The sequence below is a fragment of the Paenibacillus sp. UNC451MF genome (assembly GCF_000686845.1).
GTDB lineage: Bacteria > Bacillota > Bacilli > Paenibacillales > NBRC-103111 > Paenibacillus_S.
This window is the reverse complement of sequence record NZ_JMLS01000001.1, coordinates 290,672-308,814: the sequence shown is the minus strand read 5'-3', so window position 1 is coordinate 308,814 and position 18,143 is coordinate 290,672. Positions and strand designations below refer to the sequence as shown.

Annotated in this window: 14 protein-coding genes; 4 read left to right on the top strand and 10 right to left on the bottom strand. The window is 45.4% G+C overall.

The genetic code is table 11. From position 1 onward, the window contains the following. Positions 1-62 precede the first annotated feature (62 nt). Positions 63-848 (top strand): TIGR01457 family HAD-type hydrolase, encoded by a 786-nt coding sequence (locus BP97_RS0101315; protein ID WP_028547498.1) that lies wholly within the window; start codon positions 63-65, stop codon positions 846-848. Between the two features lie 282 nt (positions 849-1,130). On the opposite strand, the gene BP97_RS0101310 is transcribed toward BP97_RS0101315, so the two are convergent. Both BP97_RS0101310 and BP97_RS34810 read right to left on the bottom strand, forming a co-directional pair. Next, the gene (locus tag BP97_RS0101310; RefSeq protein ID WP_028547497.1) at positions 1,131-1,688 is read right to left on the bottom strand and encodes a PadR family transcriptional regulator; all 558 of its coding nucleotides are present in this window, start codon (positions 1,686-1,688) and stop codon (positions 1,131-1,133) included. 53 nt (positions 1,689-1,741) lie between these two features. Next, entirely contained in the window at positions 1,742-3,271 is a 1,530-nt protein-coding gene (locus BP97_RS34810; RefSeq protein ID WP_036745305.1) for an MDR family MFS transporter, read from the bottom strand. A 262-nt stretch (positions 3,272-3,533) separates the two neighbouring features. On the opposite strand from BP97_RS34810, the gene BP97_RS0101300 reads away from it, so the two are divergent. Continuing rightward, complete coding sequence (locus tag BP97_RS0101300) at positions 3,534-4,436, top strand: LysR family transcriptional regulator (RefSeq protein ID WP_028547496.1); 903 nt, start codon at positions 3,534-3,536, stop codon at positions 4,434-4,436. Positions 4,437-4,442: 6 nt separating this feature from the next. Next, positions 4,443-5,249 (top strand): histidinol-phosphatase, encoded by an 807-nt coding sequence (locus BP97_RS0101295; RefSeq protein ID WP_028547495.1) that lies wholly within the window; start codon positions 4,443-4,445, stop codon positions 5,247-5,249. Between the two features lie 181 nt (positions 5,250-5,430). Here BP97_RS0101295 and glpK read toward each other — a convergent pair whose 3' ends face one another. Beyond that, on the bottom strand, positions 5,431-6,915 hold the full coding sequence (gene glpK / locus BP97_RS0101290; protein WP_028547494.1) for a glycerol kinase GlpK: 1,485 nt from the start codon (positions 6,913-6,915) through the stop codon (positions 5,431-5,433). 282 nt (positions 6,916-7,197) lie between these two features. On the opposite strand from glpK, the gene BP97_RS0101285 reads away from it, so the two are divergent. Further along, positions 7,198-8,871, top strand: coding sequence for a glycerol-3-phosphate dehydrogenase/oxidase (locus tag BP97_RS0101285; protein ID WP_028547493.1), 1,674 nt, complete (start codon positions 7,198-7,200; stop codon positions 8,869-8,871). Positions 8,872-8,874: 3 nt separating this feature from the next. On the opposite strand, the gene BP97_RS0101280 is transcribed toward BP97_RS0101285, so the two are convergent. The 7 genes from BP97_RS0101280 to BP97_RS0101245 form a co-directional block, all read right to left on the bottom strand. Next, complete coding sequence (locus tag BP97_RS0101280; protein ID WP_028547492.1) at positions 8,875-9,438, bottom strand: glycerol-3-phosphate responsive antiterminator; 564 nt, start codon at positions 9,436-9,438, stop codon at positions 8,875-8,877. 34 nt (positions 9,439-9,472) lie between these two features. Next, positions 9,473-10,846 carry a sensor histidine kinase gene (locus BP97_RS0101275; RefSeq protein WP_028547491.1) on the bottom strand — a complete coding sequence of 458 codons (1,374 nt, stop codon included), beginning with the start codon at positions 10,844-10,846 and terminating at the stop codon, positions 9,473-9,475. Beyond that, positions 10,846-11,559, bottom strand: coding sequence for a response regulator transcription factor (locus tag BP97_RS0101270; protein WP_028547490.1), 714 nt, complete (start codon positions 11,557-11,559; stop codon positions 10,846-10,848). The genes BP97_RS0101275 and BP97_RS0101270 overlap by 1 nt, the downstream gene beginning before the upstream one ends. Positions 11,560-11,787: 228 nt before the next feature. Then, complete coding sequence (locus BP97_RS0101260) at positions 11,788-12,756, bottom strand: carbohydrate ABC transporter permease (RefSeq protein WP_028547489.1); 969 nt, start codon at positions 12,754-12,756, stop codon at positions 11,788-11,790. A gap of 17 nt (positions 12,757-12,773) precedes the next feature. Next, positions 12,774-13,640, bottom strand: coding sequence for a carbohydrate ABC transporter permease (locus tag BP97_RS0101255; RefSeq protein WP_028547488.1), 867 nt, complete (start codon positions 13,638-13,640; stop codon positions 12,774-12,776). Then, complete coding sequence (locus tag BP97_RS0101250) at positions 13,637-15,982, bottom strand: DUF5696 domain-containing protein (protein ID WP_028547487.1); 2,346 nt, start codon at positions 15,980-15,982, stop codon at positions 13,637-13,639. The genes BP97_RS0101255 and BP97_RS0101250 overlap by 4 nt, the downstream gene beginning before the upstream one ends. Further along, positions 15,979-18,126: an SMP-30/gluconolactonase/LRE family protein gene (locus tag BP97_RS0101245; RefSeq protein WP_028547486.1), complete on the bottom strand. Its 2,148-nt coding sequence runs from the start codon at positions 18,124-18,126 to the stop codon at positions 15,979-15,981. Before BP97_RS0101245 ends, BP97_RS0101250 begins: the two co-directional genes overlap by 4 nt. Positions 18,127-18,143 lie beyond the last annotated feature (17 nt).

Below are 18,143 nucleotides of genomic sequence, written 5' to 3'. Positions count from 1 at the left end.
CTTTTGCTACAATGTTCACTATTATCTTATTTAAGTGGTAACGGACAAAGGAGGATAAGCAAGTGCCCGGATTTTTATTAGATTTGGACGGTACGTTGTATCACGGAGACAAGCCGATCCCAGAAGCCGCTTCTTTCATACAATGGTTAAGAGAGCAAGGTCACCCGTATTTATATGTAACGAACAATTCCTCAAGGACTCCCGAGCAGGTAGCTGCACATTTGGGACAAGTCGGTATTGATGCCAAGCCTGAAGAGGTACTGACCTCCTCTCAAGCTGCGGCTTTGTACATGAAGGAGCAAAACAAAGGCAGTAAGATTTATCTTATTGGCGAGATCGGATTAGAGCGCGCCATGCAGGAAGCTGGCTTTGAGTTGGTCACTGAGGGTCCGGCAGATTATGTTGTTCAGGGGATCGACCGCAGCTTCAACTACGAGAAGATGGCAGAGGCCGTTAGCCGTATTCGCTCAGGGGCAGACTTTGTGATGACGAACCCTGACCATCTGCTTCCTTGGAATAATGAGCTTCGTCCCGGGGCTGGTTCTATCGGAGCGTCCATTGAAAAAGCTAGCCAGACCGAGCCTGTCGTGATCGGCAAGCCTTCGCCCATCATTATGAACTATGCCATCCGTAAGCTGAATTTGCCTCCCTCCCAAATATGGGTGGTTGGGGACAATCTTTTGACCGACATCCGTGGAGGTATTGCGGCTGAGTGTCGAACAGCTTTGGTCCTCACTGGTCTTATCAACCGCGATACATTGCAAGAGCAGCTGACGATGACAGGAGTTCAGCCAGAATTGGTTTGCGATACTTTGTCAGACTTGGCGAACCAATTGAGTAAAGCTTAAAAATATATAATTCAAATAAAAAGAGCTTAGCGTTAGCTAAGCTCAGATTGTCTAGAAACCTATTTCCTGAAAAATGCGAATGGTGGAAGGTGGGGTATCTCCTGGAAGAGCGGTAGCGCCCGCCTTTGTTATCAGGAAATCACCGCTGCACAGTGCATAAATTGAAATTTTCCTGACAACAACAGCGGCTGGAGGGAGATACCCCACCGGGGTACCAAAGCCGTTTTTCAACATCCTTTAGGTTTCTCAACAGCCAGAGCTTAGCATTTGCTAAGCTCTTTTTTAATCCAAAGGTAATCCCCGTTCACCCAATCGCCCATCCTTCGCATCCTTCAGAATTCGTTCCAAATAGCGCATTTGGGTCAAACCATGCTCATAGGCGTTCATCATCATGTGCAGTACGCCGCGCGGAACGATGGGAATATGCTCCTCATACAACTCCCACATTTGCTGAACCTTGCGCTGTTGCTCCGCAAGCTTCCCGAGCAGAATGCGGTAAATTTCCTCCTGGTCTCCATCTTTAGCAAACATCATAGCGGTTCCCATAGGATCGTAGATTTCCTTCGGCTCCTTAAACTGCTGAAGAAGAAGCTCCCTGAAGAGCTCCTTCCCACTGTCGGTGATACGATAGATGGTTTTATCGGGACGGCTGCTGTCCTTAACCACCTCAATCGCTTCAATGAACCCGTCCTTGCGCAGCTGATCGATGGCATAATAGAGGGAGCCGTCCCGCATTTTGATGTAATGGTGCATTTCCCTTTCTTTCATCGTGTGCCGGATTTCATACGGATGGGTATCCCCTTCCATCAGCAATCCGAGAATGACCAGCTTCATCGACATCAGTTGATTTCACCTTTCTTTGTATCTAGAAAAATTGAAGTGCAGCAGCGGAATTACTCCGCCTTGGCCTCTGCGGCCTTAACCGGACTATGCTTCGGTATGTCCATCTTTGCTTTGCCCATTAAGAGAATGAAGATAAATCCTGCAATAGCCATAAAAATCGTACAAGTAAACACGAAAGCGATCGAATCAGCCAAGCCCATAATCATTTTTTGCAAATCGGCCGCGCCAATTCCCGCTCTTACTGCTGGCTGCAGAAGTGCCTGAGGATCGATAGGCTTATCCGTTAGTCCGGAGTTTGGCATCAATTCAGCCAATCTGGACTTTAGCGCCCCCGCTTGAACTGCCCCTAGAACAGTAACCCCCATCGCAGATCCGATCGAACGGAAAAAGCTGACTAAAGAATTGACCGTTCCGCGATACTGCGGGCTGATGTTGTGCAGTGCAGACATGGAAGTGACCGGGAACGACATGCCAATGCCAAGTCCCATAACAACCATATACAACGTCACAAGCCATCTTGGGCTTTCTACGGATACAGTGCTCAAAAGCGTAGTCGCTATAATGAGTAATACGGCGGATACGAGCATAATGTTTCGATAACTTGTTTTGCCAACAAATCGCCCGCCTAACGTACTACTCACTACAACCCCCAGCATCATTGGAGTCATAACCTGCCCCGCGCTGGTAGCCGATCCTTCAAATACACCCTGAATGAACAATGGAATATAGGACGCTGCAGCAATCATCATAGCACCGTACAGCAGACTGACAGCCATACTGGAGCTGAACAGCTTGTTGCGGAACAAGTGAAGAGGAACGATAGGGGCAGCCGCTTTGCTCTCTACCAGTAAGAAAATACCGAAAAGCACAATAAAACCGGCAAACAAGCTATAGCTTTCTATCGAATTCCAGGCAAATTCTTTACCGCCTAGCTCCAGGCCAAACATAAGCAATAAAATCGCGGCCGTGAACGTAAGGGTTCCCCACCAATCGATCTTTTGATTCCGGTTTGTCGGAAGCACAGGATGATAGAACAAAGCTATAAGAGCAAATGAAACGACGCCTAGTGGAAGATTAATATAAAAGATCCAGGTCCAATCCACATTATCCGTAAAATAAGCTCCAGCCAGCGGACCCAGTACACTCGAAATACCGAATACGGCTCCGAACAACCCCTGCATCTTTCCCCGTTTTTCCGGCGGAAACAAATCGAATACGATCGTAAAGACGATCGGCATCAGCGCTCCGCCGCCGATTCCCTGAATCGCTCGGTATACAATGAGCTCAAACATGGTCGTTGACATTCCGCACAATGCAGACCCAATCATAAAGACGCCAAGTCCAAGCAGGAAAAACAGCTTTCTTCCGTACATATCGGATAATTTTCCGAAGATCGGCATGGACACAACGTTCGCAATCAAATATGCGGAGAAAACCCAAACAAACTTATCCAATCCGCCGAGCTTTCCGACAATCGTCGGCATAGCCGTCGATACTATGGTCTGATCCAGAGCCGCTAACAAGAGCCCCAGCATCAAACCTACAATCGTCCAGCGGACGTTTGATTTCTTAGGTGACATTGTATTCCCTCTTCCATTTGGTATAATTACATTAATTATTATATTCAAATTTGAGTATTTCACAAGTGATTTAATTATTTATAGTCTAAACTACTCGAAGTTCGAAGTACTTTTTGTTTGCTCACTAGGTTTAAGTGTCATATAATGAAAATAGATCTCAACAAACGGTTTTTATATTTTTTGTAAAGTTGATAAATTTTATCTATTTTGAGGAAGCTAATTTGGAAGTACTTAGCCCCTTTTTGGAGAGGAGGTTCCGGTATTGAACTTAAACCAACTAGAGACATTACTTACCATTTCCAAAACGATGAGCTTTCGTAAAGCGGGAGAAGTATTAAATTTGACTCAGCCGGCGGTCTCCGCACAGATCAAGAGTCTGGAGGACGAATTTAAAACCGTGCTGATCGACCGCAATCAGCCCGTAACACTCACCGATAGCGGACGTGTATTCTTGGAGCACGCAGAAATTATTTTGCACACGGTTGAAGATTTGAAGCAGCGGTTATCCGATTTGAATTTAACCCCGCAGGGTCACATTCATTTGGGTACGACAACCTCGATTGCGATTCAAATTTTGCCTCGAGTACTGTCTTACTTCCAAAATCAGTTTCCACTGATCAAAACGACGATTCACTCGATGACCTCCTCGCAAATTATGCAAAGCGTGGAGAACGGAAATATCGACATCGGAATCACTTATTTGTTTGAGAAGCACCCGGCATTGGAGAGCTCCGTGCTGTATTACGACACGTTCGAGCTGGTCGTTTCCCCTGCCCATCCGTTAAGCCGCTTTCAGCATGTACCCATCGAAAAGCTAAAAGACGTCCCGTTAATCATGCTGTCTCCAGAAACGGCAGGACGCCGATTTGTCGATCAAATTTTCAAGCAGCTGAATATTAACCCGCAAATTGTAATGGAGCTGTCGAGCAGTGAGGAAGTAAAGCGGATGGTAGAGCTTAATCTCGGCGCCGCTATTATTTCTAAGCTATCCATTGCCACCGAGCTGCGTCTTGGAACGTTGAAAATGGTAAAAGTAAATGAGCTTGAAATTAGCCATCCCGTCGGAGTCGTGTACAAATCCGGCCGCTATTTGAGCTCCGCTCTACATCAATTTTTGTTGGATTTGAAAGGGATGCAGGAAACTCAATTTATTGGATCGGAGTGACATGATATGAAATTTGATTTGCACACGCATCATGAACGATGCGGTCATGCCATAGGAACTATACGCGATTATGTTGAGGCAGGCATTCGGCATGGCCTTTCGGTGATTGGCATTTCAGACCACTCACCCTATTTTGCAAGCGACGTAGAGCAGGAACAGCCTGGTATTGCCATGGCCAAGAGTGAATTCAGCCGCTATGTTGAGGAAGTGCTAAAGCTTAAGCAGGAATACGCTGGTAAAATAGATGTTCTCCTAGGTGTAGAATCCGATTTCTTCCCTGAGCACGCGGATGTTTATCGCCGTATCTATGAGCAGTATCCTTTCGATTACATTATCGGCTCCGTTCATTTGTCCGGAGGGGTCAGCATTTTCAACAAAAAGCGCTGGAACGGCTTGACTGATAAGCAAAAAGTTGAGCAAAAAGAGCTGTATTATGATCTGATCCAGCAATCTGCTCGGAGCGGCATGTTCCAAATTCTCGGCCATATTGATGCGATGCGCGGCTTCTATCCGGCCTTTTCCGATATTCCAACGGATGCCGTAGATAAAACGCTGCAAATTATTGCGGAGCAAGATATCGCGATTGAAATCAACACCTCTGGGAAAACGAAAGACTGCGGCGGCTGGTACCCTATCGACGCCGTGTTGGAGCGTGCCAACCATTATGGTGTACGGGTTACTTTCGGCTCGGATGCTCATAAACCTGAACGCGTCGGCGACGATTGGGAATTAGTAAGCCAGCGGCTAAAAGAGATCGGTTTCACCGAGTGGGTATACTACAAACAAAAAGAACGGCAGATCGTTGCCCTGTAATGATTTCCGTTACATACGAACCTTACGGCAAAAAGACCCGCCTCCTTTGTCGGAGAATGGGTCTTTTTGCACTATTTCAAAAGGGATTAATACAGAAGAGTCGAGCATTCAAACGATTGCATTTGAATTCGATATTATCGGTTAAAAAATGGTATAAGGCCCATAATGGTTGCGAACCATATTATTTGATTTGATAAGAGACAGCCTTCTTCCAGCCTTCCATCTGTTGCTCACGAGAGTCATCGGTGACCACTCGCGGAGTAAAAGTACGATCGGAGCCGTTCAACTGCTCAAGCTCAGCAGCATCCTTCCAAAAACCTACCGCAAGTCCAGCCAAGCATGCAGCGCCCAGCGCCGTCGTTTCTATCAACTTAGGGCGAGCTACGGGGACGCCTAACAAATCAGCCTGAAACTGCATCAGGAAGTTGTTCTTCACCGCACCGCCATCTACTCGAAGCTCAGTCAAATGAATGCCGGACTCCTCCTCCATCACCTGCAGTACTTCAGCGCTTTGGTAAGCGATAGATTCTAGAGCAGCTCTTACAAGATGCGCCTTGCCCACGCCGCGAGTTAGTCCCGTTATAATTCCCCTCGCATCAGGCTCCCAATAAGGAGTACCTAAGCCGGTAAAAGCAGGGACGAAATAGACACCTTCCGTATTGTCAACAGATAAGGCCAGTGCCTCAGTTTCTCCGGCATCCTGAATAAGACCTAGCCCATCGCGAAGCCATTGAATGACAGTACCCGCGTTGAACACGCTGCCTTCCAAAGCATAGCAAACCTCACCATTCATTTTCCAAGCAATTGTGGTAATGAGACCCTTCTGAGATAAAACAGGTCTTGAGCCTGTTTGCTTCAAGACAAAGCAGCCTGTTCCGTACGTATTTTTGGCCATACCTTCCTTGAAGCAGCCCTGCCCAAACAATGCGGCCTGCTGATCTCCTGCGGCACCGGCTATCGGGATGCTAACTTCCTTGGACAGCAGTGACGTATGCCCGTACACCTCGCTTGAGGAGCGGACTTCCGGCAGCATGGCAGCAGGTATATCGAACTCCTGTAAGATATCTTCATCCCACTGCACCGTATGTATATTTAGCAGCATCGTTCTAGATGCATTCGATACATCGGTAACATGCTTCCTTCCCTCCGTCAGCTTCCAGATAAGCCACGAATCGATAGTACCGAACAACGCTTCCCCGCGCTGCGCTTTTTCACGAATGTCCGGATTGGAATCGAGAATCCACTTTAGCTTCGTTCCTGAGAAATAAGCGTCAAGCACTAGCCCTGTTTTTTCACGGATCTTATCTTCCCAGCCTTTTTGCTTAAGCTCTTCACATAATCCACTGGTACGGCGACATTGCCATACGATTGCTCGGTACAGCGGTTCACCCGTCAGCTTATCCCATACCACCGTGGTTTCTCGCTGATTCGTAATGCCAATGGCAGCAATCTCATCAACAGAAATGGATTGTACCGCTTGACGGAGCACCTCCAGCTGGGTTTCCCATATCTCATTCGCATCATGCTCGACCCATCCGGATTGCGGAAAAAATTGGGTAAATTCTTTTTGAGCTGTATTTACAATCGTCCCCAAATGGTCAAAAACGATAGCTCTACAGCTTGTAGTACCTTGATCTATTGCAACGACATAACGGGACTTGTTCATCCATTCTCCTCCTTGCCGTACATGTAACAAATATAAACCGTTTTCATGTTGAAATCTATCATAAACCTATTTTCTCTGTCAATAAGTATTGCCTCATCGTCATTCTCATGATATGATACGGTTAATTGAGCAACGCCCTAACAAGTTAATAAACTGGTCAGAGAATAAGAGTAGACCGTAACATACCTTGCCGAAGCTGATTTTGGCTTTTGCAGGGACGTGTTATCGGTCTTTTTTTGTTGTACTTACACACACAATCACGATGAAAAGGGTGGATTTCACATGACGACGAATTTTTCAGGAGCGCACCGTGCTGATCATATAGAACGGCTCTCTAGTCAGACACTGGACCTTCTTGTTATTGGAGGAGGCATTACAGGTGCAGGTATCGCACTTGATGCTCAAACAAGGGGAATGTCTACAGGGCTGATTGAAATGCAGGATTTTGGAGCAGGAACCTCAAGCCGTTCCACCAAGCTGATTCATGGCGGACTTCGCTATTTGAAGCAGCTCGAATTTAAAATTGTGGCGGAAGTTGGTAAAGAGCGTGCGATTGTTTACGAAAACGCGCCTCATGTCACGACCCCGGAATGGATGCTGCTCCCAATCATAGAGGGTGGCACCTATGGAAAGCTGGCTACATCCGTTGGATTACTTCTTTACGATTTTTTGGCAGGTGTTCGCAAACAGGAGCGACGCATCATGCTGAGCAAGGATAAAACATTGAACATGGAGCCGCTGCTACGCAAGGATAAGCTCAAAGGCGGAGGCTATTACGTAGAATACAGAACCGACGATGCAAGACTTACCATCGAGACGATGAAAGAAGCGGTTCGCCGTGGAGTCAAAGCGATCAACTATGCTAAAGCCGAAGATTTACTCTACGATCAGGGGAAAATTGTTGGTGTGCGCGTAGTTGATCAATTCACTGGCCAAAGCTTTGAAATTCGGGCCAAAAAAATCGTCAATGCCGCTGGTCCGTGGGTAGATACGATTCGTGAAATCGATGGCTCGAAGCAGGGCAAACGTCTGCACCTTACCAAAGGAGTCCATCTTGTCATCGACGGAAAAAGATTTCCGCTTAAACAAGCTATATACTTCGATACTCCTGACGGTCGTATGGTGTTCGCTATTCCGCGCGACGGCAAGACGTATATCGGGACAACGGATACGAACTATAAGGGGGATATCGCTCGCCCGCGCATGACTGTCGAGGATAGGGACTATATTGTACGGGCCGCTAATTTCATGTTCCCAACCCTTAAGTTGGAGAACAAAGACGTAGAGTCCAGCTGGTCAGGATTGCGTCCGCTAATCCACGAGGATGGCAAGTCTCCATCGGAGCTTTCTCGTAAAGATGAAATCTTTATTGCTCCATCGGGATTAATTACAATTGCCGGCGGTAAACTGACAGGGTACCGCAAAATGGCCGAGCGTATCGTCACACTGGTTGCCAACCAGCTCGAGCAGCAAGGACATTCTCCCTTCCCAGGTTGTACTACGGACAAGGTTCAGCTCTCTGGCGGAGATGTAGGTGGATCACGCGGGTATGCTGCCTTCGTCAAAAATAAAGTGCAGCTGGCTGCAAAATTCGGATTAAAGGAAGAGGAAGCGTCCGTCTTGGTTAAGCGCTACGGTTCCAATGTAGACCGCTTGTTCGAGCTTTACCAATCACATCAAGAGGAAGCAAAGCAATACGGTCTGCCGGGTGAATGGCTTGCGGCACTGCTCTATGGGATTGAAGAGGAAATGGTTTCCACACCGTCTGATTTCTTTATTCGCCGTACCGGAGCTATGTACTTCGACATTCATTCAGTTACCCAATGGAAACAGCCAGTTATCGCTTATATGGCCAATTTGTTTGGCTGGAGTGAAGCAGAGACCGAGCAGCATAGCTTAACGCTGGACCTCCGTATGGAAGATGCTGTCGATCCTCTCGCCGCTGAGTCCAAATAACTATTATTGAAGCACTTCATATTGACTCCATATTTCTTTGCGGGAGGTCGTTACGGCGACCGCCCCCGCTTTTATAGCCATTTCCACATCCTCCACGGTTCGAATTAATCCTCCCGCCAAAATCGGAATGCCCAGCTGCTCTCTCATTTCCGCAATAATATGAGGCATAATGCCCGGCAGCACTTCAATATAATCCGGCTGTACTTTCTCCGTAATTTTATAAGTCATCTCTAAGGCTGTCGTATCAAGCAGAAAATGTCGCTGAATCGCCAAAACCTTATTCTTTTTCGCCGTTGCTATAGCAGCACTTTTCGTCGAGATGATACCAGCAGGTTTCACCGATTGGCATAAAAATTCAACAGCGTATTCATCGTTTTTCAAGCCTTGAATCAAATCGGCGTGGATCAACATCTTCTTTTGGTGGGTTCTTGCCAGCTGCACGATACTGGTCAACTGGGAAATATGAATATCTAGTAAAACCAAATAAGTGAACCTGCTCTTCAGCAGCAGCTCCAGGTCCCTCATTTTCCGGACAGCCGGAAGTACATTTTGACCGTAAAAGTTCAAAGACGTTGCCTCCTTCGAGCATGAGCCTGACGGATTACATTAACTGCTGCTCCAATGACTTATATACATTCGGGATCGTAACCATGAATTTAGAGCCCTGCCCAAGCTTACTCGTGACCTCAATTTTTCCCTCGTGTGCCTCGACTAATGCCTTGACAATACTTAACCCGAGTCCGACTCCTCCGCTGAAACGGGATCTCGACTTATCTACGCGATACAAGCGATTAAATACATAGGGCAAATCCGCTTGGCTAATTCCTATGCCTGTATCCTGACAGTAAATGATTGTAGAGTCCGTGGTCCAATCTACGCCAATCGTTACTTTACCGCCTTCATCCGTATATTTAATCGCATTGGATACAATATTGGAAATGATCTGGATCATTTTATCACGGTCAATCTCTGCATAGCATGGCGCATTAGTAGGGACAAACTGCAGCTTAACGCCTTTACTCTTGGCCATCTGTTGAAAATTACGGTAGACGTTTTGAGTCAATTGAACGATGTTAATTCTTTTGATATGAATCGTAAATCGGGCAGCCTCTGCTTCTGATAAGCGCTCCATATCATTCATCAGTCGGGTAAGCCGGATCAGCTCATCATAGATTTGCTGAAGCCATTCCATATCGACTTCATAAATACCGTCGATCATAGCTTCCAGCTGTGACAGCATCGATGTAAGCGGCGTTCGAAGCTCATGGGTCAAGTCCTCCATGAGATGATGGCGCCAGTCCTCCTGCTTCTTCAGCTCTCTAGAAAGCTCATTTAAAGTCAATGCAAGCCGTCTGACCTCTTCAGGACCTCTTACCGCTGCTTGTACATCCCAATTGCCAAGTCGTATTTTATTGGCGGTTTCCTGAAGCCTCTGCAGATGAGCGGACAGCAAACGAGCAACAACAAAGCTGACCAAAACAGAAATCAAAATGATGACGCCATAAAGAAGCGCTGAACGGGTTTCCATCATTTTTTGGTATGCAATAACATTCGGATCTATATGATCCAATGTCTTCAAATACCCTACTTGCAGAATTCCACGGGTTTCACCTTTAGCAACCACAGGATATTCCTGTAATATAAGATCCTTCTGATCCGGTACACGAGTAAACATATCGAACCAAGGATTCTTCTTGTCCTCGCCATAGCGGACCAGAATGCCGTATAGAGTCGCTCTGCGGTTCAACCAGGACTTCTGTTCTTCCGAATAAGGACCGACCGACAAATTATCATTACGCATATCATCGATCAATTTGAAAGCGTTTACCTTCAATTGATCCTCCTGATAATGCGCAAACACATCCTGCCAGTTAAAATTATAGCCATAAGCAACAATCGAAATAATTAATATAAAACAGCTTTGGAGCGTTATAAATAATATGACTTCCATTTTGCGAAATACTTTAATCATCATCAAGTCGTTTCCTTCGTATCCGATTCAGCAGCAAATTTATAACCCGATCCTACCATTGTAAGAATATAGCGCGGCTCTTTGGTATCTTCCTCTATTTTTTTACGCAAATTTTTTACATGAGTATCAATGGAACGACTATCCCCTTGAAACCGATAGCCAAGCACGTGAAAGGATAAATCACTTCGCGACCAAATCTTACCCGGTTTGCTCGTAAACACCGTTAACAGCTTGAATTCTGTTGTCGTTAAATTAGCGTGGACACCTCGTACCAGCAGCGTATTTGCTTCCAAATCAACGACAAGTTGTCCCCTGTCAAAGGTCAAAACATGCTGTTTGACCGTATCGGCTTTATAAGCATGAATTCGGCGTCTGAGTGCGTGAATTCTTGCAATGACTTCTTTTACTCTGAAAGGTTTAGCTATATAATCATCAGCACCCAAATTTAATCCTGCTATCGTATCGCTTTCTCTTGACTTGGAAGTAAGCATGATTATGGGTACAACCGATTTCGCCCGAATTTGTTGGCATACTTCTTCTCCCGACATGCCCTCAAGCATAAGATCCAAAATAACAAGATCATAGGAGCCATTATCGAACAATCGGACGGCTTCCAAGCCGTTAGCGGTACAATCGACTTCCCAACCTTCATTCTTTAAATATGCGGTGACTACTTCGCGGATTTTTAGCTCGTCCTCCACAAGTAATATATGCATTCAAAATTCCCCCTATTTCTCCATATTACTTGTCTAACTGGAATTAGACAAGAAAAAAAGCCTGATTTTCTCAGGCTCACGTTGACAAATTTAGAGAAAAATTGGATTTAGTTCTGTCAGCCCTCCTTTTCCCGGGAAATAACCAAGGACGAGCCTTTCACTGATAGAAAAGAAAACAACGCTTTTAAATAGAAAAAAAGCCTGAATTTTCATCAGGCTTTTTCCCTTCTACTCTACAAGACCTGTACGTTCTACGCCTTCTACGAACCAACGTTGAGTAAACGTGTAAACGACCAGAACCGGCATAATGATTAAGAATGATGCGGCCATTTTGATTGGCTCCGCAAAAATACTCGGACCCGCTTGCTCCGCTTCTGCTGTTAACGATGCAGCCAAACGAGACAAACTGATGGATAACGGAACCTCTTTAGCCCCGAACATATACATCGTTGGGTAATAGAAATCGTTCCAGTTCCATACGAAGGAGAACAAGAATACGACGATAATCGCCGAAGTCGAGATCGGAAGCATAACTCGGAAAAACACTCTGAACACGCTTGCGCCGTCCATTTTTGCTGCTTCTTCCAATTCCTTAGGCAGTGTACTGAAGAACTGTCGATAAATAATAACGAACAACGCGCCCTTCAACCCGTGCCCGAAGATGGCAGGAATTATAAGCGGCAAGTACGTATTGATCCATCCAAAGTCTTTAAACAACAGGATGGATGGCAAAATCGTAACCTGAGGCGGCATGACGAATGTAAAGATGAGACAGACGAACCAGAATTTCTTGAGTGGAAAATCCAGTCTTGCAAATGCATATCCAGCAATTGCGCAAGATATAACTTGCAGCACTGCAACGCTCAACGATACCGTCATACTAATAAAGAAAGCATTCGAATATTTCAACAGGCGGAACGCTTCCTGGAGATGCCCCGTAAAGAAGGAACGCGGCACCCAGATAACGGCAGGATCAAGTAAGTTGGACGAATCTTTTATCATGGTTGTAATCATGTAAATGATAGGCTTCACATAGATAAAAGCAACGTCGATTAGAATTAGATACATAAAGAGTCTAAAAATTAAACCTTTATCGGCTTCCTTACCAATCAATAAACGCTTGGTCGATAAAAGCCATGATTTAAACGTATGAGAATCGAAGCGTACGTTTTTTATATCTCTTATTACTTTTTGCATTCCGTTTCGCCTCCTTTCTATTTTGCTCCGCTTGAGGATTTGGTCACCCTTGAGAAGATGAACAGCACAATACCTAAGAAGAGCAATACGATCATCAAGTAAATCCAAGCAAGAGCACTAGATAACCCGTAATTGGTCGTGTTAACCTTGGAAATAATCGGGTTGGACGGGAATGTGAACAAGTCGACAACGGTATAAATCAAGTTCAGCAAGATAAATGGTGTTAAACCTGGCAATGTGATTTTCCAGAATGTTTCCCAAGGATCTGCTCCATCAATCCGTGCTGCTTCATAAACAGAAGCCGAGATGGTTTGACGTCCAGCAAGGAAGATCAAAATTTGTACACCGGAGTACCACAAGATAAGTACGAATGAATTGATGATAGAGTTTAACGGTGCTGCCCACGCTTTAGGCAAATACGTATTAATATAGCTGCCTAGTTCAAACTCTTGAACAAAGGACAAGGTTCCTTCACCCTGCGTAATAAACTCCTGGATGATTTGGCCTGTGGAGAATATGACTGGCAGGAAGAATATCACCCTAAAGAAGGAACGCCCGACAAACTTTTGGTTAAGCAGGATTGCAATAAGAAGCGAGAACACTACGATGACCGGAATCATCATCAACGCTTGGCGTAAAAACGGGAGCAAATCATTATACAGCAGCCCGCCATCCGCGAACAAAATTTCACGGTAGTACTGGAAGCCGACCGGCGAGTATTCCACGCCGCCGGCCGTAATTTTTACACGGTTAAAGCTCATATAGAACGAATATACCAATGGAAAAGCGATGAAACCTAGAAATCCGATAACCCATGGTGCGATAAATAAAGAACCTTCCACTTTACGGAGAGTGGCGGAGCTCAATTTCAATTTGCGATTCATTGGCCTCCCCCTCCTTGTACTACGATAAAGTCTTGAGCCGGAATATTCACTTTGCCATCGTTATATGGCGTTGTGTTATAGTTGATAACCACTTTTTTGCCTCCGTCGTAGGTGACTTCCTTTACGTTCGGAGCAATTGTTTTGTGGCCTACAATAAACTTGGTTTGTACATCGCCCAAAGCTTTATTGTAGCGTTGATATTCCTCAACTGCTGTAGATTCCCAATCATGCACATTCATACTGTAGTAATAAACGGAATAAGCACCCTTCATTTCCTCAGACAGAGCATGGGTAAAGATGAACGAAGGACTTGCGCCATATTCGATACTGCGCAGCATTTCCGTCTTGTATTGATCACGCAAGTTGGACCAGCCAGAAGAATAAGTTACCAACCCATGCAGCGCAATTTGTAAAAACGGTACAGATTCATCGATGAACAAGTCGTACGAATAATCATCAGCTAAGCGATGGATATGAGTAACATCCTTGAGTGTGTACATGTTAGCTCTTTCCACACTTACTCCGCCCAACGTATCCTTCGTTTGCTTCAACATGTCTTGCTGCGTATGCATAGTTTCCGTTCTTGTAGAAGGTGCACGAGTATTGAAGTCACTGTTCAAGTAACGGCCAATCCCGTCCTCGAAATAAATGCCGTCCGCACCCAGTGCTTTGAAATCCTTCATATCTTTCTCCAGAGACTTTTCGGAGAACTTCGGACTCATTTGAGTAATTGTGTCGCGGCTTGCAAACATTTCGAAATCCATCAGCTTGCCCGCAAGGTTACGCATACCGTCATATCTCGCATTAAAGCCGTCTCGTTCATTATTGTTATACGTGTAGTTCGCTGTCAGATAGACAGGAACCTTCAAGGAATGAGCAAATTGGATGAATTGCTTCATACCTTCATTGCCGCCCAATCGCTTATCTACTGGGAATAAGCCACCGAATGAGCTATATCCCCCCTTCTGCCAACCCAAGTATTGGATGGACATATTTTCGATGCCAAGACCATACAGTCTCTTCACCATTTCCATCGCTTGAGAGGTGGAAGTTCCGAGCAAATATTTGTCCCACAGCATTCCCTTTTTCACGTCTGCACCAACGATATCTACGAACATCGGAATTTTATTCGAAGTCGCCTGAAGCGGCTTAATGCCTTGTTCCTTCATTAGATATTCGCGGTATTTGGAAGCCATGCCGACATAGTCAGCATTCGTTTTATCAAGCAAGTAGTAACGTGTGCTGCGTTGATCCGAAGTAAACCGTTGTTTACTGTAGGTGAAGAAGCCTGCGTTACCTTTTTTACTTGTGTTCTGGAAAAACTTGATCCGATATTGCCATTCCGACGTGATCCAGTTGGATTGGCCGAAGGCACCGGACGGGGATCCGAATACTTTGGAATATTCTTCTCCACCGGTCATGATGGCTACGAACGCTTTATCTCCGGACTTCATACCGAATACTGGCATTTTAGCTTGCTGACGGGCTGTTCTTTCCGCATAGAACGAAATGTCACTGCCATACATGTTCTCACGATAAATCGACTTATCATTAATTTGTTTTTGTTTGAAGCGGATCAATGCACCGGAGCCGTCAGGAACAACCATGTAGCCATCCTGACCGATGGAAGGCTCGGCGCCAAACATCGGATACAGCTTCAGGTTCAGCAGACTGAGTTTTCCTTCCTCAATACCGCTATCGATAATTTTCGTTTCTACGAAATCATCTTTTACATTCACTTCAACCGGAATTTTGAATCCGGATGTTTTAAAGTTAAACGTCACCTTGAAGCCAGTTGCTGTCGTCTGGAACCCTTCGAGCACACCTTTATCTTCAATAAGACTTGTCATCTTAGGCTGTGACTTAAAGTTTGCAGCATCGATATATTCGACCATGATCGGGGAGCGGAGGTTGTTTCTCCACGTTCCCGTGATCGTTTCCTGAGGCCATAGATCTACATTCGGGTAGGAACGCCATATTTCGCCGTTACGCTTGTCTTCCACCTGGAAGTGCCCCGTTGTGCTATCTACCATTAGCTTCAGCTTATCGCTTTGTGCTGCAAGCTTAAAGTTCGCATCACTCGGCAGCTCTGCCTTCACTTTGTTGACATCCACTGGCGCAGTTGCCGCTGGTGCTGCTGCTTGAGCCGGTGCTGCCGTATTAGCTGCAGGAGTTTGCGCAGCAGCATCAGGCTTAGCAGCATTATCTGCTGCAGCACCCGAGCCAGCTGCCGGTGGATCCGCCGCATTAATCGTCTGAACCGCTTGCGTAGCAAATAGAGATAGGCTAAGCGTAGCGGCCAGTGTCGCGGAGAGGACTATTTTGGTACGTTTATGTCTCATCGGATCGTCACCTCCTGATAGATCGAATAGAAGAAGTCTTTCAACTCACTGCTTAATCCGAATGTAATGAATATGAGCACGCCTAGAAGCGTCATAGTAACCAACGATAAGAAAATATTCATAATCGTTTCGCCGACACTGTAGTTTTGCATCGATTGTACTTTCCAGAACATGAGTGCACCGACCCATATTATCATTGCAACTTGCAAGAAGGAAAAAATCGCGCTTTCACTTAATGTCATTGCGTTGGAGATCAGTGTTAACGGTAATCCTACCAATACGATTGGGAACAAAGCATACGTGCTTCCGAAAGCAACGTCTCTGAATCTGCCCTCACCGCGATAAATCGTACTAATCAAGTAGTTGGATATGATCCAGCCTACCCACAATACCATGAATTGGAAGAACACTGTAACGAGATTCACATCCAGCACAACGGCCGGGTTAAATGTAAAGTTAGTAAATGCTCTATAGATACAAAATGATACCAATGCCAACACCAGCATAATAGTACTGCTCGCGAAGCCGCCTTTACCTTCATAACGAATGGCGCTGAATCCGTCGATCGGATGCTTCAAGATATAGAAAGCATGCTTCAGTTGAATGACCAAAGGAATTTTCGATCTTTGGCGGTTACGCCATTTTTTACGGAATTCGCGTTTACGTGTAAGACGTTCGAATAAGAAATATCCGACACCGACAATAATGACGATGTTCATTAACAAACCGAAATTTTTCTGGAACCAAATCAATCGAATTTGCCAGAAGGAATCTGAATAGCCTTGAATTTGTCCTGCATCATAGAACAATTTCTCCGCTAGCTCGTAGTCACCCTTTTTGTAAGCCGCTTTAGCGAGACCCAACATAGCAGGTGTATAATATGCGTTTAACCGCAGTACTTCCTGCCAAGGCTTCTCACTCTCTTCATAGCGGCCTTCCTGCGTCAATTGGTTCGCCTTATGAACCAATTCACCAAATTCCGACAAGCGGAACACTTGTACTACGTTGTTTTCCTCATCAAGAATGAACAAATGGTTCTGAGAGTTGGAAGCAATTGCAGACGGTGTCTTAACTACCCCTAGCTTGGAGGAAGAAGCAGCCGTGTCTCCCGACCAGAAAAACAATAGATTGCCGTTAGCATCGTACTGATTCACATATTTTAAAGTAGAATCAATTGCCGTAATATTGCCATTGCGGTCAACCGTCAAATCATTCAGCTTAGGAGTCAGCTTATCTCTGCTTGGAAAGCGCACTTCCCCGAACGTTTTAACTGCATCGCCGGTAGCTGATGTGTCATTCTTCGTTGCCAGCAAATCTTTTCCGGCAATATTGAGCTTTTTGATCTGACCATTCGCAACTTCTTTAGTTACCGTATAAATAAAACCATTTTGATCAATCGTAACGCTGCTTACAGATCCAGGCAGCTTACTGATTTCTCTCAAATACATTTCACGTGTATACAGCATCCGTTTCAAAGCATCCATAACCGAAAAGTCCGTTTTGTTAGCTCCGAAGAAGCTTTGGAAGTTACCTTCTGGATCTAGTTGAAGCAAGCCTTGATATCCGCCCAGTGTTGCAATGTAAAGGAAGCCGCGCTTATCTACTGCAACCTTAATCGGATCGTACTTGAATGATTCAGGCAAGAACTTCGTATCCGGACGTTCGAACTTGCGGATCATTTTACCGTTACTATCTAACCGTAACACACGCTTGTTACCTGTATCGGCAACGTAAATATCTCCGTTTTTATCAATGAAGACACCCTCGGGCTTTTTCAACGGACTTTCCTTCACATCAATAATCCGTTTAAAAACTCCATTCTCATCTAAATGAACGATCCGGTTGTTCCCCGTATCGGCAATGTAAATGTTGTCCTTGTCATCGATAAAAATCCCTTTAGGCTGAACAAGCGGTGAAAACACCTGCTTGCTAGGATCCTTAGGATCCGGGACATAGATTTCGCGCCCCATAACTTCAACCGGTGTATAAGCCGACTGTGTCCAGACAAGCTGATCGAATCCGTCCTTATAGTTCGTATCGTAAGGCACCCAAGCTAATGCTGTCATAGGCATCATAACCGAGGCAAACATTGCGATTGCAAGCAGAAGGAATAACGGCCGGCGCCATCGTTTTTTGACTAACATGGTTCTTCCTCCTTTCT

Excerpts from the sequence above, each read along its gene's own strand:
- BP97_RS0101310 (WP_028547497.1), bottom strand. The coding sequence starts at position 1,688 with ATGTCGATGAAGCTGGTCATTCTCGGATTGCTGATGGAAGGGGATACC.
- BP97_RS34810 (WP_036745305.1), bottom strand. The coding sequence starts at position 3,271 with ATGTCACCTAAGAAATCAAACGTCCGCTGGACGATTGTAGGTTTGATG.
- BP97_RS0101295 (WP_028547495.1), top strand. The coding sequence starts at position 4,443 with ATGAAATTTGATTTGCACACGCATCATGAACGATGCGGTCATGCCATA.
- glpK (WP_028547494.1), bottom strand. The coding sequence starts at position 6,915 with ATGAACAAGTCCCGTTATGTCGTTGCAATAGATCAAGGTACTACAAGC.
- BP97_RS0101285 (WP_028547493.1), top strand. The coding sequence starts at position 7,198 with ATGACGACGAATTTTTCAGGAGCGCACCGTGCTGATCATATAGAACGG.
- BP97_RS0101275 (WP_028547491.1), bottom strand. The coding sequence starts at position 10,846 with ATGATGATTAAAGTATTTCGCAAAATGGAAGTCATATTATTTATAACG.
- BP97_RS0101270 (WP_028547490.1), bottom strand. The coding sequence starts at position 11,559 with ATGCATATATTACTTGTGGAGGACGAGCTAAAAATCCGCGAAGTAGTC.
- BP97_RS0101260 (WP_028547489.1), bottom strand. The coding sequence starts at position 12,756 with ATGCAAAAAGTAATAAGAGATATAAAAAACGTACGCTTCGATTCTCAT.
- BP97_RS0101255 (WP_028547488.1), bottom strand. The coding sequence starts at position 13,640 with ATGAATCGCAAATTGAAATTGAGCTCCGCCACTCTCCGTAAAGTGGAA.
- BP97_RS0101250 (WP_028547487.1), bottom strand. The coding sequence starts at position 15,982 with ATGAGACATAAACGTACCAAAATAGTCCTCTCCGCGACACTGGCCGCT.
- BP97_RS0101245 (WP_028547486.1), bottom strand. The coding sequence starts at position 18,126 with ATGTTAGTCAAAAAACGATGGCGCCGGCCGTTATTCCTTCTGCTTGCA.